This window comes from Microbacterium luteolum (assembly GCF_039533965.1).
GTDB lineage: Bacteria > Actinomycetota > Actinomycetes > Actinomycetales > Microbacteriaceae > Microbacterium > Microbacterium luteolum.
On record NZ_BAAAUN010000001.1, the window covers coordinates 1,696,516 to 1,722,741 of the forward strand.

Here is a 26,226-nt window from a genome sequence, read left to right on the forward strand (position 1 = left end):
TGCCAGCGACGCGCCGCCGAAGAACATGGAGCATGTTGCCACAAACCGACACGAAATGTGGCGTGGAGCGCCTGTCACGAATGCTGCGGCCACGTTCATACTCGTGGCAACAACAAAGGCAGGATCAATGAAGATACTTGGCGAACGACATCCCGTGAACCGTCTCCCGGCAGGCCCGCATGGGGAGCATCCTCGGCTTGCGGTCAGCGGCTTGACCGTCAGATTCGGAGGGCTGACAGCCGTGGACGACGTCTCCTTCGACGTCCATCCGGGCGAAGTCGTGGCGTTGATCGGCCCGAACGGGGCAGGCAAGACCACGCTGTTCAACGCGGTGTGCGGGCTGGTCGCCTGGCAGGGCCGCGTCGACATCGACGGACGCCCAGCACCGAGGCGAACCGCCGATCTGCACGGTCACGGACTCGCGCGAACGCTGCAGGGCCTCGGCCTGTTCGCCGGGTTGACGGTCCGTGAGAACGTGCTCGCGCCGATCGCGACCATGCGGACCGCGGACGCTCGTGTTGCAGAGCAGCTCGACAAGCTCGATTTGACCGCCATGGCCGACGTCCCGGTCTCGGCGCTGTCCTATCCTGATCGCAAGCGCGCCGCACTCGCACGCGCGCTGGTGACGGATCCACGCCTGCTCCTCCTGGACGAACCCGCAGGCGGACTCGGTGCCGACGATATCGCTGATCTCGCTGGCATCATCCAGACGATCGCCGGGGGCGGCTGCTCCGTCCTACTGGTGGAGCACCACGTCGACTTCGTGATGAAGGCAGCCGATCAGATCGTCGTCCTGGATTTCGGTCGGTGCATCGCCCGCGGCACACCGGACCAGATCCGGGTCGACCCGCGGGTCGAGGAAGCATACCTCGGCGTGAAGGCCATCGCATGAGCGGCAGGCAGGCGACCGTTGCCGGCGCGCTGTCGATCGAGGCGCTGACAGCTGGCTACGGAGGAACATCCGTGCTGCACGATGTCAGCTTCGCGCTGCATCCGGGTGAGATCGTGGCCCTGCTGGGCGCCAACGGGGCGGGGAAGACCACTCTGCTGCGCACCCTCGCCGGGCTGATGCCGGCCAGGTCCGGCAGCATCCGCCTCGATGATGTGGATCTCACCGACGTCGCCACGGAGCAGCGCGCCCGGCGAGGATTAGCGCTGGTGCCGGAGGGACAAAGCGTCGTGGCAGAGCTGACCGTCGAGGAGAACCTCCGGCTGGGCTCGTTGTGGCGGCACAAAGGCGCATCTCGAGATCGCGCGATCAACGGCGTATACGAGCTGTTCGAACCGCTCGCGCGCCGACGCAACAGCGCCGGTCACCAGCTCTCCGGAGGTGAGCGACAGATGCTCGCCCTCGGTCGCGCCCTGATCACCGAGCCGGTGGTACTCGTCTTGGACGAGCCCTCACTTGGACTCGCCCCTCTCACGATCGCCAAGATCTTCGGAGCTCTGCGAGATATCGCCGCCGATCGCGGCCTCACCGTCCTGCTCGCGGAACAGAACGTCACCAGCGCCCTCTCGATCGCCGATCGGGGAATCGTCCTCGACCTCGGCAAGGTCGTGGCTGACGCCCCGTCGCAGGATCTCCTGCGCGATTCCACCCTTCGACACGCCTACCTCGGATTCTGATGGACCAACTGATCTTTCTCTTCGCCACGGGACTGTCCCGGGGCGCCGTGTTTGCACTCTTCGCACTCTCGCTCGTACTCATCTGGCGAGCAGCGCGCATCATCAACTTCGCCCAAGGGGCACAGGCGCTCGTCGCCGCATACGTCGCGTTCACCGTGACCACCGCGTCGGGATCGTACTGGGCGGGACTCATCGCCGCCCTGATCGCCGGCGCTCTGATCGGAGTCGCAGTGGAACGCGGAGTGATGCGCCTCGTCCCCGCGCATGATCACCTCGCCGGGATCATCGTCGCGATCGGAATCGTGATGGTGCTGCAGTCACTGCTCGGGATCCTCTTCGGCCCCCAGTATCGACCGATGCAGGCGCCGTTCGATGACAGCCCACTGATGATCGGTGAAACACCGCTCCTCTCCCCCTACGACATCTTCATCGTCACGATCGCTGCCGTCACGATGGCCGCGCTCGGGCTGCTGTTCCGGTTCACGTCCATCGGGCTGCAGCTGCGAGCCGCCGCGTTCGCACCCGAGGTGTCGCGCTTGCTGGGTGTACGGGTACCGAGCATGGTGACCATCGGCTGGATGCTCTCCTCTGCTGTTGCGTCACTCGCCGCGTTCCTGCTGATGCCGACTGAACTGGGCGTGAACCCGCACGCGACAGACATGCTGCTCGTGTACGGTTTCGCCGTCGCCGTGATCGGCGGCCTGGACTCCCCGTTGGGAGCGCTTGTCGCAGGCCTGACCGTCGGAGTCGTGATCACGTTCGTCAGCGGCTACATCGCCGCGACGCTGGCGCCGATCGGCTTGCTCGTCCTCCTGTTGGGCGTGCTGCTGGTGCGGCCCGCCGGGATCTTCTCGATGCGAGAGGTGCGCAGCGCATGATCCGTCGAGTCCGACCATCCACGACCAAGGCCGGGTCCGGTCGAATCATCCTCTGGGGTGCTGCGATCACGGTGATCGCGCTGGGGGCGACGTTCCTGCTCGACCCGTACCGGAATTTCCAGCTGGCGACCATCGCCGCCACCTTCTGCGCCGTCGCCGGTCTCACAGTCCTCGTCGGCAGCAGCGGACAGCTTTCGCTGGGACAGGCAGCGATGATGGCCGTCGGCGGATACGGCTACGCGCTGACCGCGAATGCACTCACCGGCGTCGGAGTCGACGGCGTGGCCCGATTCGTCCTCGCGATGATCGGCGGCATCGCCGCCTCAGGTCTCCTCGGGCTGCTGCTGGGACTGGCAGCCGCACGGCTGCGCGGCCCTTATCTGGCCGGCTTGACCCTGGCGATCACGATCGCGATCGCACCGGTGACGACCTTCTTCTCCGGAGTGTTCAACGGGGATGCCGGCCTTCAGATCGCTAACGACAGCGTGCCACCGATACTCGCGACTCTCATCGCGATGGAGCAGTGGCAGGCGTGGATCGCGATCCTGGTCGCCGGAGTGGTCGTGACTGCACTGGCGTCCTTGAGCCACAGCGGGATCGGACTGCACATGCGCGCCACCCGGGACGATGAGACCGCCGCTCGGCTCTCGGGTATTCGCACCGGACGCATCAAGGTCATCGCTTTCCTCGCGTCCTCCGTCACCGCCGGCGCCGGAGGGGCAGTTGCGTGCTTCATCACACAGGCGGTCAGCCCCGGCGCGTACACTCTCGCGTTCTCGCTCATGCTGGTCGTCGCCGCAGTGATCGGCGGGCTCGGCAGCATCAGCGGCGCCGCGCTCGGATCCGCGCTCATCGTCCTCCTGCCGTGGACGGTCACCCTGATGACCGAAGCGCTGCCCGCGGAACTCGCACAGCGACTCTCCGGGAATCTGCCGGTCCTGCTCTTCGGGCTGCTCCTCATCCTCGTGATGGCAACAGCCCGCCGCGGACTGGCCGGCATCCGCTTCCGCCCGCGACCACGGCGTGATCGTCGAGCGAGTTCACCACGACGCCCCCAACCAGATTCAGCCGCAGCAGATGCACCGCCGGCTGCCTCAGAACCCGTTCTCGAACTCGCCGTTCAGAGCGTCCCGTCCGCACCACACGAGAGAAGGAAATGACCATGGAACATCGATCACACGTCCACCGCGTCACAGCCGCGGCTGGTGTCGCCGCCCTGCTTGTCGCGCTGGCGGCGTGCAGCACGCCCGCGGCCCCATCGGAGGGTGGCGGCGTCCCCGGTGTCACCGAAGACACCGTGACGATCGGCACCCACACTCCGCTCACCGGTCCCGCCGCAGCCGGCTACGCCGGAATCTCCGCCGCAGCATCGGCCTACTTCGAATACCTCAACGACAACGGCGGAGTCCACGGGCGGTCCATCGACTACATCGTCAAGGACGACGGCTACAACCCCGCCAACACGCAGACCGTCGTACGAGAACTCGTTCAAGAGGACAAGGTCTTCGCCATCGTCAACGGGCTCGGCACCCCGACGCACCTCTCCGTCATCGACTTCCTGAATCAGAACGAGGTGCCCGATCTGTTCGTCGCATCCGGCGCCTCCGACTGGAACCAGCCCGAGAAGTACCCGTACACGTTCTCGTTCAATTCCAGCTACGTCGTCGAAGGTGCCGCGCTGGCGCAGTATGCCACCGACGCACACCCAGGCAAGAAGGTGTGCCTGTTCGGTCAGGACGACTCCTTCGGAGCCGAGCTCATCGAAGGAGCCGAGCACGTGCTCGGGGATGACGGGCTCGTCGCCGTCGAACGCTACGCCGTATCGAATCCCGATGTGTCGGCGCAGATCGGTGCGCTGAAGACCGCGGGCTGCGAAATCGTGATGCTCGGTACGATTCCCGGCTTCTCAGCCCTCGCAATCGGCACCGCCGCACAGCTGGGGTGGTCGCCGATGTGGTTCGCCACATCCGTCGGCGCCGACTACGTCACCTTGTCGGGTCTCCTCAAGGACGCCGCTCCCCAGCTTCTGGACGGCTTCGTGAGCGCCAACTACATGCCAGGAATCAGCTCCGACTGGGTCAAGCTGTTCAGCACGATCAACGACGAATACAACGACGGAGCCGTCTTCGACGGAAACACCATTTACGGCATGAGCATGGCGTACCTGTTCGCCGAGGCACTGGAAGCGTCGGGACAGAACCCCACCCGTGAGGCATTGCTCGAAGCACTGACCTCCGGCGACCTCACCGGCAACGGTATCGTCCCGCTGGCATTCTCGAAGGACTCTCACGAGGCCTACCCGGCGGCCGGCATCCAGGTCGTCGAAGACGGTGTACAGGACTACGTCGGATCGACCTATCGCGTCACCGACGATGACGTTGAGGCGATCGACGCCGCGTTCCCGCCCGTGACGGAGGAAGGAATTCCGGCGAACTGAGCGGACCGGGGCAGCTGAACCTGAGGAACCTCGGGGTCGGCTGCCCTCGCAGGCTCTTCGTGACCTCAGCACAGCTGTCCGCCCACCAGGTCCTGAACCGCGTGCTTGTGAAACGCGCGCCGGCCTGAGGATCCCGCGCCAGCGATACACCCATACCGGAGAAGCGTTGCGGGCAACTGCGTGCTTCTCGCCCAAGACAACGTCGTCGAAGGAGAATCTCATGAAGTTGGCATACAAAGGTGCATTGCACCGCTCGATCGCCCGTACCGCGCTCACGGCGACGGCGGCAACTGCCGTCCTCGCCGTCCTCGTCGGTATGTGGCTGGCGCCCCCGGTGCACGCCGCGTCCGGAGCCTGGACGACCGAAACGATCGCGGGCATGTCAGTCCGCATCTACACACCCGCCACGCCACCAGCCCTCGCCGACGGACGGGCCCTCATGGTCTCGCTGCACGGCTGCCAGCAGAAGGCGCAAGACCTTCAGCAGGGCGGGAACTGGACTGACGTGGCCGACGAGTACGGAATGATCGTGGCGCTGCCGGATGCACCCAACGGGGGTGTGTATCTCGGATGCTGGGACTACTACGACTCAAGCCACAGTTCCACGGCTCCGTCCCGCCACGACGATAACCTGCTTGCGCTCGCTCAGACACTGCAATCCCGCGGCTCGCTGGCTATCGACCCCGACCAGACATACATCAGCGGGCTGTCTTCCGGCGGCGCGGAATCGATGGTCGTCGGGTGCCTGTTCCCGCAGATGTTCGCCGGCGTCGGGATCAACGCCGGTCCCACTATCGGCACCTCCACAAGCGGGTACTCATGGGTCAGTACCAGCAAGACCACCGCAACGGACACCTGCAGGCGCTTCGCCGGTGACAACTCCGCCGCGTTCCAGACGCAGCTCACCTCCGTGGTCTACGGCAGCAACGATGCGACGGTTGCGGTCGGCTACAACACACTGAACGCACAGATCATGGCTGGCATCTATGGCGCAGAGGCTTCGTCGACCTTCTCGCTCAGCGGCTTCGCAGGCACGAATACGACCGGCAGCGGCACGCTCTACAGCGATGGGTCCGGACCACGAGTGTCTCTGATCCAGAACACGGGTCTCGGCCATAACTGGCCTGCAGGGACGGGCGCGAACGGCACCTACATCTCAGGCGACAGCATCGATTATCCCGCCTACGTGACGAAGTTCTTCTTTGAGAACAACCGTCGCGTGGGCGGGTCCTCGACGCCCGGCCCGACTCCCACGCCCTCACCGACGTCCACGCCGGCCCCGACGGACCCGTCTTGCATCGCCGCGTCCAATGCAGCACATCTAGCGGCCGGACGAGCTCTGAGCTACGGAATCACACCCTACGCGAGCTACTACGCAAAAGGCTCATTCGCGTACATGGGGCTGGGTGACTCCACAGTGACGACCCTTCGACGGCAGGCGTCCGGATCATGGACGGTGGCCTCCGGGTGCAACTAGATAGAGGGGCCGGCTACAAGCAGGCATAGCCGGTCATCACCCTTGAGGGCTGGGTTCACTCGTCGGTCGACATTTATCCGGACCCGGGATCCCGGCCCTCAGCCACGTGACGGTGCAATGGATGCCGCCCGCCAAGCCACCCGCAGACCGGCGTTGAAGCGAGTTCCGTGAACCATCCGAGTTACCTCACGCATCCCCGACGCAACCTCGTCCTTTCTGTCGCAGCCCTGCGGCGGACGAGGAGCGACGGACACCGCCGACAAGCTAACCGCACGAGCATCTGCCGGGAGAGACTGCCCTTCCACCAGCGCTCCCTCAGCGCGGTCTGATTGGACCGACGTCGCGTGCCACAGTGAGCGCCCCTGCTTGCTAGGTCCGAGAACTTGTACACGACGCTCGGGAATAACACCGGGCCGAACATATGGAACGCCCCGCCACACGTGGCGGGGCGTTCCATATGTCTTCCGAGGTCAGGTCACGGGGCGGGCGGAGCGCTTCGCCTCGTCCAGACGGTCGAGCTCGTGCAGCGAGGAATCTTTGGTCTCACGCAGCGAGACCACCGCGATAAGCGAGACCCCGGCGGCCATCGCCAGGTAGATCGCGACGGGCAGGTACGAGCCGAACTGCGAAAGCAGCGCTACGGCAATGATCGGCGCGAGCGAGCCGGCGACAATCGAGGTGACCTGGTAGCCGAGAGAGACACCCGAGTACCGCATACGTGTCGGAAACATCTCCGACATGATCGCGGGCTGCGGCGCGTACATGAAAGCGTGGATGAACAGGCCCAGCGAGATCGCGAACACGATGACGAACGGGTTCTTGGTGTCGAACAGGGGGAAGGCGATGAAGCCCCACGCGGCCGCGCCGAGCACCCCGATCAGGTACGTGGGCTTTCGACCGATGCGGTCGGCCAGCCCGCCGACCAGCGGGATGACGATCATATGCACGACGTGCGCGAGCGCGAGCAGACCGAGGATCTCGGCCGTGTTCACCTCGAGCGCGACGCTCAGATACGTGATCGAGAACGTGACCACGAGGTAGTACATGATGTTTTCGGCGAGGCGAAGGCCCATCGCGGTGAAGACACCGCGGGGATAGCGCTTGAGCACTTCGAACACGCCGTACCGGGTCTGCTCGGACTCCTCGATCTCCTTTTGCACTTCGAGGAAGATGGGCGCATCAGTGATCTTCGTGCGGATGTAGTACCCGACGACGACGATGACGACCGACAGCCAGAACCCGATCCGCCAGCCCCAGGCGAGGAATTGCTCCTCTGTGAGAGTACGGCTGAGCACCAGCAGGACGATCGTCGCGATCAGGTTGCCGACCGGGACGGCGGCCTGGGGGAACGACGACCAGAACCCGCGCGTCTTGTCTGGCGAGTGCTCGGCGACGAGCAGCACCGCGCCGCCCCACTCCCCGCCTACCGCGAAGCCCTGAATGAACCGGAGGACGAGCAGGAGTCCGACGGCCCAGTAGCCGATCTGATCGTAGGTGGGAAGGCATCCCATCAGGAAAGTGGCGACGCCGACCAGGATGATCGCGAGCTGCAGGAGCTTCTTGCGTCCGTACTTGTCGCCGAAGTGGCCGAAGACGATGCCGCCGAGCGGGCGGGCGATGAAGCCGACCGCGTAGGTCCCCAGCGCCGCGATGATCGGGGCGTAAGGATCGTCCGAGGGCGGGAACATGATCTTGTTGAAGACGAGAGTCGCTGCTGTGGCGTAGAGGAAGAACTCGTACCACTCGACGACGGTGCCGGCCATCGAGGCCGTGACCACCCGACGCAGGCCGCCAAGAGCGGGAGGGGACTCTACGCCGTGCAGGGAGGACCTGTTGTTCAGTGAAGGGGATCTGTTGGATGTCATGGTGACTACCTCCTTGTAGTTGTGGGCGATCCTTCAGAGACCGCCCAGAGTGTTCTTCTCGCCCCGTCAGGCGGCGGTGTCCTGCGAGGCTCCGAGGGAGACGGCAGGCATCCGCCCTTCGATGACGTCTACGAGCGCCGCGTTCCATTCCGCCCGGTTCTCGATGAAGGCGACATGACCGCTGTTCTCGAAATACGTCAGCGAGGCGTTCGGGAGAAGACGATGTGCTTCCTCAGACCACCGTGGGTCCCAGATCAGGTCGTGACGGCCGGAGAAGACGGCGACAGGTACTTCGATCGCCGGCAGATGGGCCCGCATGTCCACGTCGATCAGGGATTGGAAGCTGCTGACCCCGACGAACGCGGGAACCTTGAGACCGATCTGGATGAAGAGGTCTTCGGTTGCCTTCAGGTCCGCTCGGTGGAAGTTGTTGGCGTACAGCCCGGCAACCGTCTCCGTCCGCGCCAACCGGATGGCGTCGATGAGGCCCTCCACCTGTTCCGGCGGCGTGCCGAAGGGGGCATCGGGGGCCTGCCAGAAGCGAGGTCCGCTGCCGGTGATCACGAGCCGTCCTACCCTTTCGGGGTGCATGTGCGCATATTTCAGGCCGATGTGACCACCCATCGACCAGCCGACGAGGGTGACGTCTCTGAGGTCCAACCCGAGGATGAGGGCGTCCAGGTCTCGTACGAAGAGCTCGTAGTCATAGTCGCCCCACGGCTTGTCCGACGCGCCGTGCCCGCGCAGATCGACGGTGATGCAGCGATAGGACCCGGCGAGGTCGAGCACCTGGTAGTCCCAGACATCGCCGCTGCCCGCCCATCCATGGAGAAAGACGATCGGCTTACCCGATCCGCGGTCCTCATAAGCGATGTTCACACCAGGTTCCACTTGATAAACGGGCATGGCTACTCCTTTGTGTTGCCGTAGTGAGGAATAGAAGGCGCGACGAAACGGCGCACCTCCGTGGCGATGACGTCCGGCGCTTCGAGGTGAAGCAGGTGCCCGGCATCTGGCAGTTCTCGATACCGAGCATCAGGAAGCATGCGGGCGATCGCGCGACCGTTGTCGGCCGGCAGCACGCGGTCAGCGCCCCCGTGGATGACCAGGGTGGGCACGGCTAGTTCTGCCGTCCGAGCCCCTGTCTGCAGAAACCGTTCGCAGGCCTTGTACTGCTCACGCCAGATTGCGCTCGATGTCGGGTACGTGAGACGGGCCTGTATGACGTCCTCATACTCGTTCGAGTGCGACTGAGGCCATCCCTCTCTGAACGAGAGCGGCATGGTGCGCCGGGCGTACTGCTCGGGTGTCAAATTCGCGGCGTCCAGCCAGGCTTTGAGAGTCGGGGCAGGAACGGACACAGCCTCAGGTCCTCCAGGGCTTGTTCCGAGGAGGACTAATTGGTTGACGAGCTCAGGCCGGGCGAGGGCGAGCAGCTGCGCGACGTACCCACCCATCGAGTAGCCCACGACGATGGCCGGGCGCCCGAGCGCCTCGATCGCCACGGCGGCATCTTCAGCGAGCAAATCGATGGACAGCTCCTCGAGGCCACGCGTCGAACGACCGGTGCCTCGATTGTCGACAGACCAGAGGGCAAGATCATCGCCGAGCGCATGTCGCAACTGGTGGGCCGCCCACGACGCATAGCCGAGGCCATGGATCAGCAGCACAGCCTGACCGGTCCGAGACCCCTCAAGGTGCAATACCGCGCTGTCACGAGTGCGCACCCGGACCTGTGTCATCTCACGCACCCTCATCGCGAGAACTCGATCAGCTGACGGATGGCATGCCCACTGGCGAGCTCATCCATCGCCTGATTGACATCATCGAGGCTGATGCGCGCTGAGATCAGCTCCTGCAACGGAAGCCTCCCATCCCGCCACAGCTGCTCAAAGCGGGGGATGTCGCGCGACGGTACAGCGGAGCCAAGGTAGCTGCCGACGATCTCTCTCGCCTCCGCGACCAATGTGAGCGGAGAGATCGCAGCCCGGGCATCGCTCGCTGGCAATCCGACGGAGACCGTGCGGCCTCCAACGGCGGTAATTGATACCGCCGTCTCGAATGCCATCGCGGACCCGGCCGCTTCGATCACGATGTCTGCCTTCACCGCATCCACGGCTGCCGCCGGGTCGAAGACCTCACTTGCCCCGAGCTCGGCCGCTTTGAGGCGCTTCTCCAGGAGGGGGTCAACCCCGACTACTCGGACACCCGGGATGCAGCGGGACACAAGCAACGCGGCCATACCGACACCGCCAAGACCCACAACGGCGACGGTCTGCCCGGCCTCCGGGCGAGCGGCATTCAACACGGCTCCACCACCCGTCAGCACTGCACAGCCCAGCAACGCTGCGATATCTGGCGGCACGTCGTCACCAACGGGCACAAGCGACCGGCGATCGACGACCGCATGTGTGGCGAAGCCAGACACGCCGAGGTGATGGGCGACCTGACGACCGCCGAGCGAGATCCTGTGCGCGCCGGAAAGAAGACTGCCCCGAGCGTTCGCGGCCGAGCCACGCTCGCAGGGCAGCCGTCCCTCGGTCGCGCACGCACCGCACTCACCACACCTCGGAAGGAACGCCATCACCACACGTCGCCCGACAAGCACTCTCCCTTCCTCATCACCCGATGACAGGACCACACCCGCCGCCTCATGTCCGAGCAGCATCGGAAGAGGCCGCGGGCGACTTCCGTTGACAACGGAAAGGTCCGAATGACAAATGCCAGCCGCCTCAATCTGCACGAGAACTTCAGACGGCCCCGGCGGATCAAGATCAAGTTCTTCCACCACTATCGGCATCGATTCCCCATAGGGTGCCGTGCTGGACGATGTCGTCAACACCGCTCCGCGTATCCTCATTGACCTTCGCCTCCTTGCGCTGGAACGAGTCTCCCCGGAGCGTGACAATTGAGGAATGTTCTTTAGAGCTACATGCGGAAGAATTTATGTAAGATTTCAACACATTCGGAGTCTTACGAGGACGCTGGCGTCGGCTCTCGCTTCCCCCGGCTACTGAGACGAGACCAACAAAACAGAGTGGCTTGGCGGTGTAGAGCCCTCCGAATCGGCCCGACGCGCTCCGTTCGTCGAGCATGGATCGAGGACGATGAACAGAAAGAGCTGAACGAAGATGCGAGTCAGACGGCCAGAGGCGGCGGATCTGAGCCGAGCGCGCCATCCCTCATCGTGGCCGCGTGAGGTTGGCAGAGTGTCGACACCCACATTCTGATCACGTACTGCCTCGCCGGAGCCCCACATGCCTCGCACGTCTCAGTGCTTTCCCACTCAGCTGCACGCACCGCGGCCGTGAATGCCTCATCGAAGTGAGACGAGTCATCAGACGGGTCGGCATAGAAGCACAAGGCACCAAACTTCGACTTCACCTGCTGCACGACGTAGTTCGGAGCGATGACGGACAGGGTCGCATCGAGTCTCGCCAGCAGCGGGTACCAGCCGGCTCCGACTTCCAGCAGTTCTGGCCAGCCTGGAGCGATCCGCTTGAGGAGGCCGTGGAGTTCCGACGGATAGTCCTCGGTCATGTCAAATCTCTCGTTCCGTGATGGCATTGGTATCCGCGGGCTCAACAACCCTCTCGCGCTCCGTTTCTCGGTGACGCGCGGCTTGTCGGGCCTGTTGACGACGACGCGACCGCTCGCGGAACTCGCGCCCTACGCGCAGGCTACGCATGACGCCGTTGTCGAAGCTGATCATGCCTCGGCGCCGCCATTCGATTGCCGCGTGGCCGCGGAAGCCCGCGACGGCGCGGCGCCGCTGCATGAAGTCTAGGTTTCGTGGCAGGGGCCCGGGAAGCCCGTCAGTGTCCGGCAGAAGGTATGTGAAGAGCTCCGCAAAGGTCGGTCCGGCTGCCGTGCGGCGACGAGTCTGAGCGATGAAGATCGCCGCCGCTAACGCCCAATGCTCTGCCGTGTCGTCACCGGTGAGGTCCTCGAACATGAACACCCACTCCGCTGGCGGCGGCGAGTCAATTTCCTGCCACCAGATCGGGTACGACTCGGGCATCTCAACCATCACAATCGCGGTCGCTCGCACGGGCCTTCCCGCGACGCGACCGCCTGTCATCAGGATGGGCAGCACACGTGCAGGGAAGAGCGGAGCGATCCGACGAGGACGAGATTGTTTCGTATGGCCTTCCGAATTATGCCATACCGATTAGGCCATACGAGGAGTGGCTCGTCGCGACGCTGGGTAGGTGCCCCGACGGAACGATGAGATTGAAGCGGAGTGGAGCGCGTACTCCCAGCGCTTCGCGACCTCGCTCCGTTCCGCACGCGAGCGTGCCGGGCTGAGCCAGGAAGATGTTGCCTATCGGTCGGGCCTTACGCGCTACACGTATCAGAAGTACGAAAAAGGAGAGTCGCGGCCGGGAAACCCCGCGAACCCGACGCTAAGGACCCTTCTTGCGCTTTCGCAGGTTCTGGAGCTTCCCCTCGTCACGCTGATCCCGGGCGATGCTCCGGATATGCGCTACCGCTAGTCAACACGCGCACCCATTGTCGCGAGTGCTCGTCGCTTCAGATCGCCCGTCGTTCCTGTGCAGTCAAGGGCTAGTCCAGCATTCCGACATCTGGAACCGGCGTCCATCGATTCATGACCTGCGTCTTGGGAGCGCCGCCGGTTCGTTCCCGGACGACCTGTGGAAGACGTCGGGCCTCGAGGTGGCGAAGCAAGCAGACGCGATGTGTCTTTGCAGAGACCTGAAGGGCCTTGCTCAGTTCGCATGGGACACGAAGGTTGTTCGTGGTGCGTCGAAGCCCGTAGGAGCTGAGCACCGCGACATGCGATTCCACGATAATTCGCTGAGCGAGCTGATGGAGGCTCTCGTTCACCTTGCCTCGCATGATTGAACACACAGCGTGCTCAAGCACGCGCGTCTGTGCGATCGCGGAGAATCTGGGGTTCAGCAATTCGGCGACGATGAGCGGATCCGTTAGCGTCACCGCGAGAGCGACAGCTTCTGGGTACGCCGCCAAGAGCACCTGCTCGTACGTCTCCAGTGAATCGACCCCTAAAGCCCGGGCGCGTTCGCGGACGGATGACGGTTCGCCGCCCGAGAGCCACCGTTGTATCAAAGTGCAAGCCAGCTGCAGCTCTCCCGTTTGTATGGTGATCCCTCTCGTCCAGAGGGTTCCGGAGACGAGCTCTTCGGCTCGGCGATATGACAGATAGCCGCTTACGTCGATGTCACGGCCCCCCAGGTGCCAGCGACGGTGCCGCATACAGACAGCTCCGCCCCGGGACTGCGTCGTCGTTGGCACCCCGAGGGAACAGCGCAGACATGCGGAGCGAGGCGCCGGCAGCTTCGAGCAGCGAGCGCAACGTGTTGGGCGCCACCGCCCGTGGCTGCACCTCACATAGACACCATGCACTCGCCTACGGGTGATGAAGTGGTCCGTGGGTAAGCCCGCCAACTGCTCCACGTACTTCGATGTCCTCTCTAGGTCTAGCCGAGACGGAGACAGGCCGGCGGCTTCCGCGAGATGCGCTGGGAGAACCCATGGTTCAAGTCCGTGGACGAGCGATAGTCGACCCACGTATCCAGTCACTGTCTCGCCGGGCAGCGGCTTGACGCCGATTGGAAGTCGGCGGAGTCTCCCTGACGGGTTCACCCACACGGCATCAAGCATGGTCTCACTTACCCGCGCGCCTCAGGTTAGCTCGTCCGATCACTTGCGCCTCTGCATTTCGCTCCGCACGAAGACCGGAAAAGCTGAGCCGTTCACTTTCGTCTTCCATGGCTCGTATCGCGGCGATCTGGACAAGCTCGACGGCATCGCCGATCCTTCCGCCGCTCAGCTCATACAGGAGGTCCGCATCGCCCACGATCGCGCCCGGCTTCTGTCGCAGGAGGCCTGTGTTCTCCTCAAGCGCTTCGAGAAAGCTGGTCCACTCGTCTCGTTGGTTCTGAGTTCGATTCAAGTAGGGCTCTAGGACGACAGCGCGGAAACGCGCCGTCACTTGCTCCGCTCGTGGACCATTTAGGAGGTTGCCCACACCATCGTCCGTGCCGACGTACAGAAACGTTGCGGGACACTTCTCGGAGAGCTGCTTGAGATAGTCGGTGCTGTCTTGGTTGCCGATGCGTTCCTTGCCCAGGTTGTGAATCTCATCGATGATGACCAACTCAGTTCGTGAGTTGATCACGGACGTCGCGAGGGAGTTCATCAGTTCTGGTGCGGATGCGCGAGGGCGGTAGGGAACGCCTATGAAATGCAGCATCTCACCGAGAAGAGCCTTGGGGGTGCAGTCACTGGGCGCGCACACGTAAATGATAGGGACCGACGCTCTCGGCGCGCTCTTGCGCTGAAGCCGTTGCAGGTGGAACTCCTTCGCGAGATTGGTTGAGGTGGTTGTCTTCCCGCTGTTTGGTGCGCCAGCGACGATGAGCCCGAACTTTCCGCTTCTCTTGTAGGCGTTCAGCCGCACCCGCTCGTAGAGGAGGCGCGAAATTTCACGTACCTGTGGCGTGAGGACGATCCGCCCGTTGAGCATGAAGTTCAATCGGGCCCAGCTGTAGTCGGATCGCTCGCGGTCCGAAAGTTCCGCGTACTGCTTGGAGTCCATCCGAGGCGGCTTCAGAATGCGTTCGCCGACGAAGTCGAGCCAGCCTTCCTTGGTCTTCCAGTTCGCCCGGCCGAGCATCTCCGGATAGATGTCGAGTTCAATCATCAATCCGACCCTTCATGTCGTCGCCGCTGATGCCCGAAAACCCGCCTGCTGCCTCCCACAGATCCTCGTCGTCCACGGTGCCTCCGAGGTATTGAATAGCGCCTGTCCTTCGGTATAGCTCCGGCTCGTCGGGCTCGCCCTCAACCGCGTTTGGGTCCGCGCCGGCGTCATCCAGGTCGATTGGCTCGGGTTCGCCGTATCTCCCTTTCCACAGGCCTTCTTGAAGAAGCAACGCGAGCTCCGAAGCGCGGGAATCGTCTTGCTGGCCCGAATCGCTGGACCTTATCGACCGTCGAAGATCTTCGCCGAAAGGGGTACGGCCGACGGTGGTTCGCCACGTGAGAGGAACGAGCTCATCGTCGTGCTCGAGCCACACGGTGAACAGGTTGAAGCGGTCCCGTCTGATTCGCCATTGGCGACCGCCGTCTCGATCGATCGACTTTCGAATTTCCCCAAGGCGGCGAGAGGAGTAGATCCGGTGGCCGATGGTGAACCCGTAGGCCTGGAGCGTGCGGGTCTCCGCGGGGAGAAGCCGTATGTAGTCATCTGCACCGAACGGCACGTGCACCTCGGGCATGATGCGCCGATAATGCTCGAACATCTCGTTGGGTGTCAGTTTGCGGGCGGGGCGGATCGGATCGCGCAGACCGCTGTGCGGGCGGTTTTGCCACCAGATGCTGATCCAGTCGTCGAGCAGCTCTTGGAGCTGGACGAGCGTCGGGGCAAACTCCGCCACAACCTCGCGCCCTCGATGCTCCACGTTACGCCCGGTGTAAGTGCGGAAATGCTGCGCGAACTGGGCTGCGATGGTCTTGAAGGTGCGCTCGACATGAGACTTGTCCGTTGGCGTGTACACCGCGGAGTTGATGATGCTGATCTCCAGACGCTCGCATGCTTCACGAAATGCCTTGGAAACGAAGATCTTGCCGTTGTCCGTTGTGATGGTCGAGGGGCGAATGTAGGGCTGCCGACGACGAAAGTCGTCGAGCTCCTCCTCGGGGATCCGTCCGGCCGCGGCCCAGGCCGATGCAACAAGCTCACGTGTTTCATGCGTGCCCGGGGGGCGCAGACCGTAGGGGACCAGCGCGCGCGCGAGGACAAGAGCAAGCATCTCTGTGGTCGTTCCATCAAGGCACACCACCGCAGAGATGATGCTCCGCGTCGCGACGTCGAGCATGATCGTGAGTTCGGCCCGCGCGAGTTTTCCGTCGTCGAGACGTACCTGAAGGTCGAGCGGAGTGGTATCGATCTGGACATGGTCACCGGGTGCCCACTCGCCGTGCTGCTCGTACTCTCGATCGGGCCGGTTCGCGAGAGATCTGCGTGTCTTCGCAGAACCAGTGAGGTGCTTCGATGCCGGCATCTCGGCGATCCATCGTGCAATGCTCTTCTCGGTTGGCACGACCAGGGTGGGGTCGTCCGGGTAACGATCATGCAGGATCCACACCACGCGCTTTGCGAGTCGAGAAAAGGTTCCCGTGGCTTCATTTGTCGCGCTCGCACAGACCTCCGAGATCACTTCCAGGATGCGTGGATCTCGTTTGTCGTTTCGAGGTGACGGTGTGCTTCGCCCATCGAGAAGGCCGAAGATGCCACGCTCGCGATACGCATCGAGCTTTCGCCATACTGTTCGACCACTAGTAAGGATGCCTACTGCTTGCAGATCCCCACATATCTCGTGCACGATGTCCTCGGTGCGCTTACTGCGCCCGCTCGCGCTTGACCTAGACGCCTGATCGAGGCGCTGCAGCATGGGCAGCCACGCGTCAACTATCCGTCGTTTCTCAGCAGACAATCCATCCAAAACGGCGAGCTCCGACAGTCGTGGCTTTCGAAAGGCCTCGGGCCACTGAATCTCCGTCGAGCGGTAAAGCTCATCGATCAGCACCTTCCGCAAGAACCCGTCGTCGACGGCGCGCAGATGCACCACCTTGGAATCGATAGCGACGACTTCCAGAGGGACGTCGTCCCAGAGCAGCACGTCTCCAAGCCTGAGCTTCATGCCGTCCCCCCTACTGCCGGGGCAGAGTTCAGGTGCGCGAGCGCGAGCGATCTCATGCTCAAAGGCACCGTCAAATCAACGTCGAGGTGGCCGCTCCAGAGCGCTGAGTAAACCAGGCCAGCAGCAGGCCTGTCGCTGGATCCCATCTCCCGAATCCAAGTTTGGATCGTCCGAACATCTTCATGTGACGCGGCGATCTGGTCTTGCTCCCGCTGAGTCAGACTCCACCGGCTGAAGCGGTATCCACTGAGGAAGCGAAGATTGGTGATCTCCTGCGATTCAGTGTCGGCGAACAGCCGATAGGTAACTCCTATCTGCTCGCAGAGTGCGCTGGTCCACGCGAAGCTCTCTCGTGCGCGTGAGTCGATTCGCGGGCGCGGGCGTACATCTATCACCAGCAACCTGGCGTCGTCGAGGCGAACGCAAATATCCGGGGTATGAACGCGCCCTGTTCCCCATCGGAGAGTGAACGGCTGGGTGCTGATCTCAAGATTCGACGGATCGCGGTCCACGGACATCAACGCCGCCTGTTCGTAGAGCGACTCAAACCAATGGTGCCGGCGTGTCGTCGCGGCCCAGTAAAAGCCCGAGTAGTTGCGTTTCCCCTTCCAAGATGGGGAGCTTCGCATCTGCCGCAGCCTGCTCACGGGGAGGTCCACCATGTCAGCTGCATCGACGGTGACCCGTCGACCACCGATGTCAGCTTCCACGGAACTTTGACCAGCACGGATTTCGGTCGTGGGTAACACCTCGGACATGAGCATGGGAAGTCTGCTCCTCTGCGATCGGTGGTCATTCCTCTTGCGTCACGGTGCTTACGCTTCGGAAGGTAGACCTCGACGGCCAGCTTCGACGAAGACACACCGACTCATGACAACAATCTCGGCGCCACTGACACCCGCCGTGCGCTACTGACAACAACGGGGGGCGTACTGACACGTGAGAGCGGGATCGACAGGACCGTACGAACCTCGCCGAAGTTTCCGTGACCAAACCGTTGCATTCGTTACCTCGCCGTTATACAGTGATCACACGGTGAATGTTTGCTGTGGCACTCACCGCATGTGATTGCAGGACACTCTTGGTGCAAGGGACAAGGGCCGGTCGGGAGCCTCTCCGACCGGCCCTTTACTGTTGCCAGTATTCTGTGACCATGACCGATCGCAAGCTCGCCCTGGAGGCCTGGGAGAGCCTGTTCCGCGCGCAGCACGAACTGTTCGACGAGATGGTCACCGACTTCGAGCACGGCGATCTCGCACAGGCCGAGTACGACGTGCTCCTCACGGTGACCCGCTCCCCCGGCATGACCGCTCGTCTTCGCGACGTCACGAACAACATGCTGATCAGTCAGCCCAGCGTCTCGCGACTCGTCGACCGCATGGTCACGCGCGGCCTCGTAGCCAAGTGCCCCGACCCTGACGACGGGCGCGGCGCACTGATCCGGGCGACGGATGCCGGAGCCCGCACCTTCCGCGCCCTCGCCACGATCCACGGCCGTTCGATCGCCGAGCGCATGTCGCGCCTCGACGACGACGAGCTCCGCACCCTCCGCGACCTGGCCGAGAAGCTCCGCCGCGGTTGACCCTTCTCACTCCGCTCCGCCCGATCTGGCAGGGTGGAGCGTAAGGCGCGCAGCATCGCGCGCCACCCCTTGGGGGAAGAGGGAGGGTCATTCATGGAGATCGCCGGAATCATCGGCATCCTCGTCATCGTCGGCATCGCCGTCGTCGTCGTCGTCGTTCTGCTGCTCATCCTGCTGCTGTTCGCACGCAGCTGGATCAAGGTCGCCCGAGCCGACGAGGCACTCGTCATCTCGGGACGCAAGCAGAAGGTGCAGCTGGCTGTACTCGGGGCCGACGGCACGAGTCGAGACGAGATGTCGGAATCGCCCGTCACGGTCATCGTGAACGGCAAGTCGCTCGTCAACCCGATCACCCAGCGCCACGAGATCATCTCGCTGCGTTCGCGGCAGGTCTCCCTCAACGCCGAAGCACAGTCGCTCGACAGCGTCACGCTGAACGTCGACGGTGTCGCGATCGTCAAGATCGGCTCCGATCCCCTGCTGGTGCGCCGCGCCGCCGAGCGTTTCGCCTCGCAGGATGCCGCGATCGAGCAGTTCACCACGGAGCAGCTCGAAGGTGCGCTCCGTGGCATCGTCGCGACCCTGTCGGTCGTCGAGCTGATGCGCGAGCGGAAGAAGTTCTCCGACCAGATCGCGGCCGACGTCTCGCAGGAGCTCGCCGAGCAGGGTCTGATCCTCGACTCGTTCCAGATCAAGGGCATCACCGACGCGGTCGGCTACATCCAGTCGCTCGGCGCTCCCGAGATCCAGGCGAAGCGTCAGTCCGCCGAGATCTCGCAGACCAACGCCGACCGCGCGATCAACCAGAAGAACATCTCGAACCAGGAAGCCAACCTGATCGAGCAGACCGCGCTCGACACGAACACGGCCAACTCGAACGCCGGCATCGGCCGTGCACGCGCCGAGGCCGAGCAGGCCGAGAACCTCGCCCGCGAGCAGGCGCAGCAGGCCGTTCTGCAGCAGCAGGCCGAGAACCGCCAGGCCCAGCTCGACGCCGACGTCAAGCGCGTCGCCGACGCGCAGCGGTACGAGGCGGAGACCCGCGCGCAGGCCGAGCTGTACACGCGCGAGCGGGCGGCCGAGGCCGCCGCGATCGAGCAGGTCAAGCAGGCCGAGGCCCGCACCCGCATCGCCGAGCAGCAGGCAGAGGCCGACAAGGCCCGCGCCGCCGGTGAGGCCGCGGCCGCCGTCGCGAGCGCCACCGGTGAGGCCGACGCGCTGCGATCCAAGGCCGAGGCCGAGGCTCACGCCCGCCGCCTGCAGGCCGCCGCCGAGGCCGAGGCGATCCGCGCCACCGGTGACGCCCGAGCCGCCGCGCTCGAGGCAGAGGCCAAGGCCATCGCCTCCAACCAGGACGCCTTCCTCTCGCAGCGCGTGCTCGAGGTGCTGCCGTCGATCATGTCCGAGTTCGCCAAGGGCTACGCGGCGATCGGCAACGTGTCGATCATCGGGAGCTCCGGCGAGGACGGCGCATCGAGCGTCGTCGGCGCCGACAGCGCGAAGGCTCTGCGGTCGGTGTTCGACAGCGTGCACTCGGCCACCGGTCTCGACCTCGCCGGCATCATCCAGGGCCAGGCCGTCGGCCGCGGCTTCGGCGAGGGTGTGGCCGCAGCCACTCCCCCCGCGCCGCGCACGGCGAAGCCCACCACCCCGCCGCCGCCGGCCCCGCCGGCACCCGCCGCGGAGTAGCAGAAGACAGAGCACAGCGGATGCCGCGACCGATTCGGTCGCGGCATCCGTCGTGTCCCGGATGTCCCGCGTGCGCAATTCAGCAAGAACGGCGCGCAACCGGTCGGATTCGGCCTGCGCGGCGCTGATCGGCTGCGTTCTTCCTGAATTGTGCACGGGCCTCCGGGCTGCGGACGCCCGCCGAGCCCCGTCCCGACCGGGCAGACTGGGGAGATGACGTCCGCCGCCTTCGACCTCGCCACGATCGGTGCGGGTCTCGCGTTCGCGGATGCCGTCGACGAGCTCGCGGCGACGCTCGACGCGAGCACATCCGCGGTGGTGAGCGCCCCTCCCGGCACGGGCAAGACCACGCTCGTGCCGCCGCTGCTCGCCTCGCGCTCCCGGGGGCGCGTCATCGTCACCCAGCCGCGCCGCGTCGCCGCCCGGGCAGCCGCACGTCGCCTGGCACAGCTCGACGGCTCACCGCTCGGCACCCGCGTCGGTTTCACCGTGCGTGGCGAGCGCGCGGTCGGACGGGACATGCGAGTCGAATTCGTCACGGCGGGCGTGCTGCTGCGTCGCCTGTTGGATGATCCCGGCCTCGCGGGGGTGGATGCCGTCATCATCGACGAGGTGCACGAGCGAGCGCTCGAGACCGACCTGCTGATCGGTCTGCTCTCGGAGGTGCGCGAGCTGCGAGACGACCTCGTGCTCATCGCGATGTCCGCGACCCTCGACGCCGCAAGGATCGCCGCGGTCATCGGCACGGACGACCGGCCCGCTCCGATCGTGAACCACGAGGTCCCCGCCTTCCCGCTCACCGAGCGCTGGGCTCCGAGTCCCGCGCCGCGCCTCGACGAACGCGGAGTCACCTGGGCGTTCCTGGATCACGTCGCCCGGACCACGGCATCCGCCGCCCTGGAGCTGAGCCGCGCCGACCCTGCGGCCGACGTGCTGGTCTTCGCGCCCGGCGCACGCGAGGTGTCCGAGATCGCCCGCCGCATCCGCGGCGCGACCGAGGCGTTCGACGTGCGGGAGCTGCACGGGCAGATGCCGGCCTCAGAGCAGGATGCCGTGATCCGCGGCCGCCGCTCCGGCGAGCAGGCCCGCGTCATCGTCACGACCTCACTCGCGGAGTCCTCGCTCACCGTGCCCGGCGTGCGGCTGGTCGTCGACACCTGCCTGGCGAGAGGCCCGCAGCGCGATGCTGCCCGCGGCATGACGGGGCTCGTGACCACTGCCGCCTCCCGCTCTTCGTGCGTGCAGCGCGCCGGTCGCGCCACCCGTCAGGGCCCCGGAACCGTCGTGCGATGCGTCGACGAGCGCACCTATGCCACAGCTCCCGCGCGCCCGACTCCGGAGATCGCCTCGAGCGACCTCACGGACGCGGCCCTGCTGCTCGCCTGCTGGGGCGTACCGGGCGGGGTCGGTCTGCGGCTGATCGATCCGCTGCCCGTCGACAGCCTGGCGGACGCCTTCACGGTGCTGCACGACCTCGGTGCGATCGACGACGAGGGCCGCGCGACCTCGGAGGGACGCGCCCTGGCTCGCATCCCGACCGATCCGCGGCTCGCCCGTGCGCTGCGCGACGGCAGCCCGGTGGTGGGCACTCGGCTCGCCGCCGAGGTCGTCGCGCTGCTCGGCAGCGATGTGCGCACCGCCGACGCCGATGTCGCGCAGACGCTCATCGCGCTCCGCGGAGGCCGGACGCCGGAGGCACGGCGGTGGCGCAGCGACGCGGATCGCCTCGAAAGACTCACGACGCCGGCACCCGGCGTGCGCTCCGACCTCGACGGCATCGGGCTCGTGATCGCGCTGGCGTTCCCCGAGCGGGTCGCTCGCCGGATGGATCGCACATCGGCCGGGGCGACTTTCCTGCTGGCATCCGGCACTCGCGCGGGGGTGAGCGGTCCGCTCGCGGCGGTCGAGTGGCTGGCCATCGCGGATGTCGTGCGGGCGTCAGGTCGCGCTGCTGCCGGGTCCGGCGCGATCGTCCGGTCCGCGGCGGTACTCACCGAGCAGCAGATGGAACCGGCCGCGAGCCACCTGATCACCGACCGGGTCGAGGCGGAGTTCGTCGGAGGTCGCATCCACGCGCGTCGCGAGCGGCGGGTGGGCGCGATCCTGCGTTCCTCTGCGCCGGTGCGCGCGTCGGCCGACGAGGGGCGGGATGCCGTGCGCCGAGCACTCCATCGCGAGGGGCTGGGCATGTTCGCCTGGTCCGAGACGGCCGTCGCGCTGCGGCGACGTCTGGCTCTGCTGCATCGCGAGCTGGGATCGCCGTGGCCGGATGTGTCGGATGCCGGACTCCTCGTCGCCCTCGACGCGTGGCTCGCGCCCGAGCTGGATGCCCTGGCCGGCGGCACCCCGGTGGCACGACTGGACCTGACCTCCGCGCTGCGCCGGCTGCTGCCCTGGCCCGAGGCCGGGCGCCTCGACGAGCTCGTGCCCGAGCGGCTCGAGGTGCCCAGCGGCTCCCGCGTCCGCATCGCCTACCCGGAGGCTGACGACCCGGACGCCCGGCCCGTCGTCGCCGTGAAGCTGCAGGAGTGCTTCGGATGGGCGCAGACTCCGCGGCTGGTCGACGGCCGCGTGCCCGTGCTCTTCCATCTGCTCTCCCCCGCCGGGCGCCCGCTCGCCGTCACCGACGACCTCACCTCGTTCTGGTCCGGCCCCTATGCCCAGGTGCGCGCCGAGATGCGCGGCCGCTATCCGAAGCATCCGTGGCCGGAGGATCCCTGGGCGACAGCCCCGACCAGGCACACCAAGGGTCGCGCCGCGCGCTGAGCCCGGCCGCTGGCGTGCACAACTCAGGCAGTTCTGCACGCGAACCCCCGAATCAGGCCCGTCCGGCCACATTCGGTGACAATCTTCCTGAATTGTGCACGCCCGGCCTGGGTCAGCGCGTGCGCCGCCGCAGCGTCAGCGAGGCGAGGATCAGCGCACCGACCGCGAAGGCGACCACGATGAGCAGCGGACCGAACACATCCCACCCGTCGTCGCCGGCTGCGACGGCGTTGATCGTGTCGATCGCATAGCTCAGGGGCAGCCAGTCGGAGATGGCGTGCAGCACATCGGGCATCTGGTCCCGGGGCATGAACAGTCCACCGAGGATGATCTGCGGGAACACGAGCAGCGGCATGAACTGCACGGCCTGGAATTCGGTCTGGGCGAACGCGCTCGCGAGGAGCCCGAGTGCCGTGCCGAGCAGCGCGTCGACGATCGCCACGAGGCCCAGCTGCCAGAGAGGTCCGTCGACGTCGAGCCCGCACACTCCCACCGCGAACGAGACCGTGACCACCGCTTGCAGCAGCGCCATCAGCCCGAAGGCGAGCGCATAGCCGAGGATGAACTCGGCCTTGCCGAGCGGAGTGGTCATCAGGCGTTCGAGCGTGCCGGACCGGCGCTCCCTCAACGTCGTGATCGAGGTGACGAGGAACATCACCACGAACGGGAACAGCGCGAGGATCGCGCCGCCGAACTGGTCGAACACGCCGTCCTGATCGCTGAAGAGCCAGGCGAAGAGGCCGACGAGCAGGCTCGGCGCGACGAGCATCAGGGCGATCGATCGGGGGTCGTGCCGCAGCTGTGCGAGCACGCGGCCCGCGGTGGCCAGCATCCGCCGGCCGTTCACCGCCCTTCCTCCTCAGGGTGATCGCGGGCATCCCTGCGGGCGCGACGAGTGTCGCCGTACACTCCTCGGTCGCGTTCGATGAGCGCGAGGAACGCGGCCTCGGGGTCTGCGGTGCCGGTGTCCTCGAGGAGCGCGGACGGAGTCGTGTCCGCGATGATCCGCCCCTCGCGCATCAGCAGCAGACGGTCGCAGCGGAGCGCCTCATCCATGACGTGACTCGAGACGATCAGGGTCACCCCTCGATCGGCGAGCTCCCGGAAGAGGCCCCACAGCTCGACGCGCAGCACCGGGTCGAGCCCGACCGTCGGCTCGTCGAGCACGACCACCTCCGGCGAACCGATGAGCGCCATCGCGAGCGACACCCGAGTCGCCTGGCCTCCGCTGAGCGAATCGACCAGCTGGCCGCTCTGCGCGCGCAGCCCGACCTCGTCGATGACGCGGTCGACGTCGCGCTTCGGCGCCTTCAGCAGGGCCGCGAAGTACGCGAGGTTCTGCCGCACGCTGAGGTCGCCGTAGATCGCCGCGCCCTGCGTCCCGTACGCGACACGACGGCGCAGCTGCCTCGACCCTCCGGGCTCGCCGAGCACGGTCACCTCGCCCGAGGCGATCTTCTGCACGCCGACGATCGAGCGCATGAGCGTGGTCTTGCCGCACCCCGACGGCCCGAGCAGTCCGGTGATCTGCCCGCGCGGGATCGCGAGGTCGATGCCATCGAACACGTCCGTGCTCCCGCGCCGCACGCGCAGCTGCGAGATCTCGACGGCCGAGTTATTCATCATGTGATGAATTATGCGCCTGCGGCCCGGCGACGTCAACGGACGGATGCCGTCGCGGACCGCACACCCTCGGAGAATCGGGGCGACACACGCGCAATCCTCCGGCGACACCGGCGCGTCGGATGCTGTCTCCGAAGTTGTGCGCGGCGGGGCGGGGGCGGGCACGGGCGGCGGCGCGCGGCGGGCGCGGGGCGGACGGATGCCGCCGGCTGCTCAGCCGAAGAGGTACCGCTGCACGGTGGGGCCGATGCGCGCGACGAGCTCATCGACCGAAGCCGCGGCGATGGGCGCGATCTTGAGCACGTAGCGCGTGAGGAGGAGCCCGGCGATCTGCGAGGCGACGAGCGTCGCGCGCAGCTCGGCATCGTCCACGCCCAGCTGCTTGGCGATCCGGCCGATCAGCTCGCGCGACAGGAAGCCGGCGAGCAGCGGCGTCGTGAGGCGGCTGCCGATCGCCGTGCGCATCAGCATCACTCCACGCCGGCGGATGTCGGGCTGCTCGAACGCCTCGAGCACGTAGCGGACCAGTCGCTCCCCCACCTCGTCACGGGGTCCGGCGAGGATGCCGGGGACGTCGATGTCCGGACGGAGCGGGATGCCGACGGCCTCCGCGAACAGGTCGGCCTTCGTGCCGAAGTAGTGGTGCACGAGTGCGGAGTCCACGCCCGCACGCGCCGCGATCGAGCGGATGGTCGCGCCGTCGTACCCCTGCTCGCCGAACTCGTCGACCGCCGCCGCGATGATGCGCTCGCGCGAGTCGGAGCCGCCCCGCGGGCGCCCGCGACGCCGCAGCGGCTTCTGCTCGGTCATGCCCGTCAGCCTACGAGGTCGCCGCTAGTCGAGCAGGTGCCGCAGGTAGCGCGTCGGGTGATCCAGGAACGAGCGCCAGTGATTCACGATCTCGAGGTCGTCCCACTCCGCCGGCCGGACACCCCAGTCCCCGACCTCGAGGATGCGGGCGCCGGGAAGCGCGGCGAGCACCGGCGAGTGCGTGGCGCACAGCACCTGCCCTCCTTCGTCGGCGATGCGGCGAAGCACCGCGATCAGGGCCAGCGTCGAGTTGAACGAAAGTGCCGCCTCCGGCTCGTCGAGGCAGTAGAAGCCAGGTTCGTCGAAGCGGCTCTCCAGCAGGGCGAGGAAGGACTCCCCGTGACTCATCTCGTGGAACGGGACATCGGGCCCACGGGTCGAGGGGTTCTCTTCGAGGTACGTGTAGAACGAGTGCATCGTCTCGGCGCGCAGGAAGAAGCCCCAGCGGCTCGATCCGACGCCGCGCTGCAGACGCAGCCATTCGGACAGCGGCGATTCCGTGGGACGCGTGCTGTGCATCGCCTGCCGCGAGCCGCCCTCCGGCGACAGGCCGTAGGCGATCGCGATGCCCTCGACGATGGTCGACTTGCCGCTGCCGTTCTCCCCCACGAGGAACGTCACACCCGGGTCGAGCTCGAGCCCCTCGCGCAGCACCTGACCGACCGCGGGGATGTTCGTCGGCCAGTCCACGCCCGCCGCCGGAGCATCATCCGACGGCTGCACCGAGACGACGGGCTGCTGCTTCCGCCGACGCGAGGTCGGCAGCCAGAAGTCACCCGTCAT

Annotated in this window: 23 protein-coding genes; 10 read left to right on the forward strand and 13 right to left on the reverse strand. The window is 65.8% G+C overall.

The window, feature by feature from the left end:
• The first annotated feature begins 241 nt into the window (after window positions 1-241).
• From ABD648_RS08270 to ABD648_RS08295, 6 genes are all read left to right on the forward strand, one after another.
• A complete protein-coding gene (locus ABD648_RS08270) occupies window positions 242-892 on the forward strand; it encodes an ABC transporter ATP-binding protein (protein ID WP_282214486.1) in 651 nt (216 codons plus the stop codon).
• Window positions 889-1,626 carry an ABC transporter ATP-binding protein gene (locus ABD648_RS08275; protein ID WP_282214487.1) on the forward strand — a complete coding sequence of 246 codons (738 nt, stop codon included), beginning with the start codon at window positions 889-891 and terminating at the stop codon, window positions 1,624-1,626. Before ABD648_RS08270 ends, ABD648_RS08275 begins: the two co-directional genes overlap by 4 nt.
• On the forward strand, window positions 1,626-2,504 hold the full coding sequence (locus ABD648_RS08280) for a branched-chain amino acid ABC transporter permease (RefSeq protein ID WP_282214488.1): 879 nt from the start codon (window positions 1,626-1,628) through the stop codon (window positions 2,502-2,504). The genes ABD648_RS08275 and ABD648_RS08280 overlap by 1 nt, the downstream gene beginning before the upstream one ends.
• Window positions 2,501-3,664 carry a branched-chain amino acid ABC transporter permease gene (locus tag ABD648_RS08285; RefSeq protein WP_282214489.1) on the forward strand — a complete coding sequence of 388 codons (1,164 nt, stop codon included), beginning with the start codon at window positions 2,501-2,503 and terminating at the stop codon, window positions 3,662-3,664. Before ABD648_RS08280 ends, ABD648_RS08285 begins: the two co-directional genes overlap by 4 nt.
• A 2-nt stretch (window positions 3,665-3,666) precedes the next feature.
• Entirely contained in the window at window positions 3,667-4,941 is a 1,275-nt protein-coding gene (locus tag ABD648_RS08290; RefSeq protein WP_282214490.1) for an ABC transporter substrate-binding protein, read from the forward strand.
• Window positions 4,942-5,161: 220 nt separating this feature from the next.
• Window positions 5,162-6,418 carry an extracellular catalytic domain type 1 short-chain-length polyhydroxyalkanoate depolymerase gene (locus ABD648_RS08295; RefSeq protein ID WP_282214491.1) on the forward strand — a complete coding sequence of 419 codons (1,257 nt, stop codon included), beginning with the start codon at window positions 5,162-5,164 and terminating at the stop codon, window positions 6,416-6,418.
• Between the two features lie 470 nt (window positions 6,419-6,888).
• On the opposite strand, the gene ABD648_RS08300 is transcribed toward ABD648_RS08295, so the two are convergent.
• The 6 genes from ABD648_RS08300 to ABD648_RS08325 form a co-directional block, all read right to left on the reverse strand.
• A complete protein-coding gene (locus ABD648_RS08300) occupies window positions 6,889-8,283 on the reverse strand; it encodes an MFS transporter (protein ID WP_282214492.1) in 1,395 nt (464 codons plus the stop codon).
• Window positions 8,284-8,349: 66 nt separating this feature from the next.
• The gene (locus ABD648_RS08305; protein WP_282214493.1) at window positions 8,350-9,189 is read right to left on the reverse strand and encodes an alpha/beta fold hydrolase; all 840 of its coding nucleotides are present in this window, start codon (window positions 9,187-9,189) and stop codon (window positions 8,350-8,352) included.
• 2 nt (window positions 9,190-9,191) lie between these two features.
• Window positions 9,192-10,025 carry an alpha/beta fold hydrolase gene (locus ABD648_RS08310; protein ID WP_282214494.1) on the reverse strand — a complete coding sequence of 278 codons (834 nt, stop codon included), beginning with the start codon at window positions 10,023-10,025 and terminating at the stop codon, window positions 9,192-9,194.
• 11 nt (window positions 10,026-10,036) lie between these two features.
• The gene (locus tag ABD648_RS08315; RefSeq protein WP_282214495.1) at window positions 10,037-11,143 is read right to left on the reverse strand and encodes an alcohol dehydrogenase catalytic domain-containing protein; all 1,107 of its coding nucleotides are present in this window, start codon (window positions 11,141-11,143) and stop codon (window positions 10,037-10,039) included.
• A gap of 278 nt (window positions 11,144-11,421) precedes the next feature.
• Window positions 11,422-11,823: a hypothetical protein gene (locus ABD648_RS08320; protein ID WP_282214496.1), complete on the reverse strand. Its 402-nt coding sequence runs from the start codon at window positions 11,821-11,823 to the stop codon at window positions 11,422-11,424.
• Between the two features lies 1 nt (window position 11,824).
• The gene (locus ABD648_RS08325; RefSeq protein WP_282214497.1) at window positions 11,825-12,379 is read right to left on the reverse strand and encodes a hypothetical protein; all 555 of its coding nucleotides are present in this window, start codon (window positions 12,377-12,379) and stop codon (window positions 11,825-11,827) included.
• 115 nt (window positions 12,380-12,494) lie between these two features.
• Between ABD648_RS08325 and ABD648_RS08330 the strand changes: the two genes are divergently transcribed.
• Window positions 12,495-12,779 (forward strand): helix-turn-helix domain-containing protein, encoded by a 285-nt coding sequence (locus ABD648_RS08330; protein ID WP_282214498.1) that lies wholly within the window; start codon window positions 12,495-12,497, stop codon window positions 12,777-12,779.
• Window positions 12,780-13,933: 1,154 nt separating this feature from the next.
• Here the strand turns inward: ABD648_RS08330 and ABD648_RS08335 are convergent.
• Genes ABD648_RS08335 through ABD648_RS08345 form a run of 3 tightly spaced genes read right to left on the reverse strand, consistent with a single transcriptional unit; the run spans window position 13,934 to window position 17,737 of the window.
• Window positions 13,934-14,971 (reverse strand): TniB family NTP-binding protein, encoded by a 1,038-nt coding sequence (locus ABD648_RS08335; RefSeq protein WP_282214499.1) that lies wholly within the window; start codon window positions 14,969-14,971, stop codon window positions 13,934-13,936.
• Window positions 14,964-16,973, reverse strand: coding sequence for a DDE-type integrase/transposase/recombinase (locus tag ABD648_RS08340; protein WP_282214500.1), 2,010 nt, complete (start codon window positions 16,971-16,973; stop codon window positions 14,964-14,966). The genes ABD648_RS08335 and ABD648_RS08340 overlap by 8 nt, the downstream gene beginning before the upstream one ends.
• Window positions 16,970-17,737, reverse strand: a complete 768-nt coding sequence (locus tag ABD648_RS08345) for a TnsA-like heteromeric transposase endonuclease subunit (protein WP_282214501.1) — start codon at window positions 17,735-17,737, stop codon at window positions 16,970-16,972. Before ABD648_RS08345 ends, ABD648_RS08340 begins: the two co-directional genes overlap by 4 nt.
• 389 nt (window positions 17,738-18,126) lie before the next feature.
• On the opposite strand from ABD648_RS08345, the gene ABD648_RS08350 reads away from it, so the two are divergent.
• From ABD648_RS08350 to hrpB, 3 genes are all read left to right on the forward strand, one after another.
• Window positions 18,127-18,555 carry a MarR family winged helix-turn-helix transcriptional regulator gene (locus tag ABD648_RS08350; protein WP_116634326.1) on the forward strand — a complete coding sequence of 143 codons (429 nt, stop codon included), beginning with the start codon at window positions 18,127-18,129 and terminating at the stop codon, window positions 18,553-18,555.
• 93 nt (window positions 18,556-18,648) lie between these two features.
• The gene (locus tag ABD648_RS08355) at window positions 18,649-20,244 is read left to right on the forward strand and encodes an SPFH domain-containing protein (RefSeq protein WP_282214502.1); all 1,596 of its coding nucleotides are present in this window, start codon (window positions 18,649-18,651) and stop codon (window positions 20,242-20,244) included.
• Between the two features lie 213 nt (window positions 20,245-20,457).
• Window positions 20,458-23,010, forward strand: coding sequence for an ATP-dependent helicase HrpB (gene hrpB, locus ABD648_RS08360; RefSeq protein ID WP_282214503.1), 2,553 nt, complete (start codon window positions 20,458-20,460; stop codon window positions 23,008-23,010).
• A gap of 112 nt (window positions 23,011-23,122) precedes the next feature.
• Here hrpB and ABD648_RS08365 read toward each other — a convergent pair whose 3' ends face one another.
• The 4 genes from ABD648_RS08365 to ABD648_RS08380 form a co-directional block, all read right to left on the reverse strand.
• On the reverse strand, window positions 23,123-23,857 hold the full coding sequence (locus ABD648_RS08365; RefSeq protein ID WP_282214504.1) for an ABC transporter permease: 735 nt from the start codon (window positions 23,855-23,857) through the stop codon (window positions 23,123-23,125).
• Complete coding sequence (locus tag ABD648_RS08370) at window positions 23,854-24,636, reverse strand: ABC transporter ATP-binding protein (RefSeq protein WP_282214505.1); 783 nt, start codon at window positions 24,634-24,636, stop codon at window positions 23,854-23,856. The genes ABD648_RS08365 and ABD648_RS08370 overlap by 4 nt, the downstream gene beginning before the upstream one ends.
• Window positions 24,637-24,846: 210 nt before the next feature.
• A complete protein-coding gene (locus ABD648_RS08375) occupies window positions 24,847-25,443 on the reverse strand; it encodes a TetR/AcrR family transcriptional regulator (protein WP_282214506.1) in 597 nt (198 codons plus the stop codon).
• Between the two features lie 24 nt (window positions 25,444-25,467).
• Window positions 25,468-26,226, reverse strand: coding sequence for an AAA family ATPase (locus ABD648_RS08380; RefSeq protein WP_282214507.1), 759 nt, complete (start codon window positions 26,224-26,226; stop codon window positions 25,468-25,470).

Excerpts from the sequence above, each read along its gene's own strand:
- ABD648_RS08275 (WP_282214487.1), top strand. The coding sequence starts at position 889 with ATGAGCGGCAGGCAGGCGACCGTTGCCGGCGCGCTGTCGATCGAGGCG.
- ABD648_RS08280 (WP_282214488.1), top strand. The coding sequence starts at position 1,626 with ATGGACCAACTGATCTTTCTCTTCGCCACGGGACTGTCCCGGGGCGCC.
- ABD648_RS08285 (WP_282214489.1), top strand. The coding sequence starts at position 2,501 with ATGATCCGTCGAGTCCGACCATCCACGACCAAGGCCGGGTCCGGTCGA.
- ABD648_RS08290 (WP_282214490.1), top strand. The coding sequence starts at position 3,667 with ATGGAACATCGATCACACGTCCACCGCGTCACAGCCGCGGCTGGTGTC.
- ABD648_RS08295 (WP_282214491.1), top strand. The coding sequence starts at position 5,162 with ATGAAGTTGGCATACAAAGGTGCATTGCACCGCTCGATCGCCCGTACC.
- ABD648_RS08300 (WP_282214492.1), bottom strand. The coding sequence starts at position 8,283 with ATGACATCCAACAGATCCCCTTCACTGAACAACAGGTCCTCCCTGCAC.
- ABD648_RS08305 (WP_282214493.1), bottom strand. The coding sequence starts at position 9,189 with ATGCCCGTTTATCAAGTGGAACCTGGTGTGAACATCGCTTATGAGGAC.
- ABD648_RS08310 (WP_282214494.1), bottom strand. The coding sequence starts at position 10,025 with ATGACACAGGTCCGGGTGCGCACTCGTGACAGCGCGGTATTGCACCTT.
- ABD648_RS08315 (WP_282214495.1), bottom strand. The coding sequence starts at position 11,143 with ATGAGGATACGCGGAGCGGTGTTGACGACATCGTCCAGCACGGCACCC.
- ABD648_RS08320 (WP_282214496.1), bottom strand. The coding sequence starts at position 11,823 with ATGACCGAGGACTATCCGTCGGAACTCCACGGCCTCCTCAAGCGGATC.
- ABD648_RS08335 (WP_282214499.1), bottom strand. The coding sequence starts at position 14,971 with ATGATTGAACTCGACATCTATCCGGAGATGCTCGGCCGGGCGAACTGG.
- ABD648_RS08340 (WP_282214500.1), bottom strand. The coding sequence starts at position 16,973 with ATGAAGCTCAGGCTTGGAGACGTGCTGCTCTGGGACGACGTCCCTCTG.
- ABD648_RS08345 (WP_282214501.1), bottom strand. The coding sequence starts at position 17,737 with ATGCTCATGTCCGAGGTGTTACCCACGACCGAAATCCGTGCTGGTCAA.
- ABD648_RS08350 (WP_116634326.1), top strand. The coding sequence starts at position 18,127 with ATGACCGATCGCAAGCTCGCCCTGGAGGCCTGGGAGAGCCTGTTCCGC.
- ABD648_RS08355 (WP_282214502.1), top strand. The coding sequence starts at position 18,649 with ATGGAGATCGCCGGAATCATCGGCATCCTCGTCATCGTCGGCATCGCC.
- hrpB (WP_282214503.1), top strand. The coding sequence starts at position 20,458 with ATGACGTCCGCCGCCTTCGACCTCGCCACGATCGGTGCGGGTCTCGCG.
- ABD648_RS08370 (WP_282214505.1), bottom strand. The coding sequence starts at position 24,636 with ATGATGAATAACTCGGCCGTCGAGATCTCGCAGCTGCGCGTGCGGCGC.
- ABD648_RS08375 (WP_282214506.1), bottom strand. The coding sequence starts at position 25,443 with ATGACCGAGCAGAAGCCGCTGCGGCGTCGCGGGCGCCCGCGGGGCGGC.
- ABD648_RS08380 (WP_282214507.1), bottom strand. The coding sequence starts at position 26,226 with ATGACGGGTGACTTCTGGCTGCCGACCTCGCGTCGGCGGAAGCAGCAG.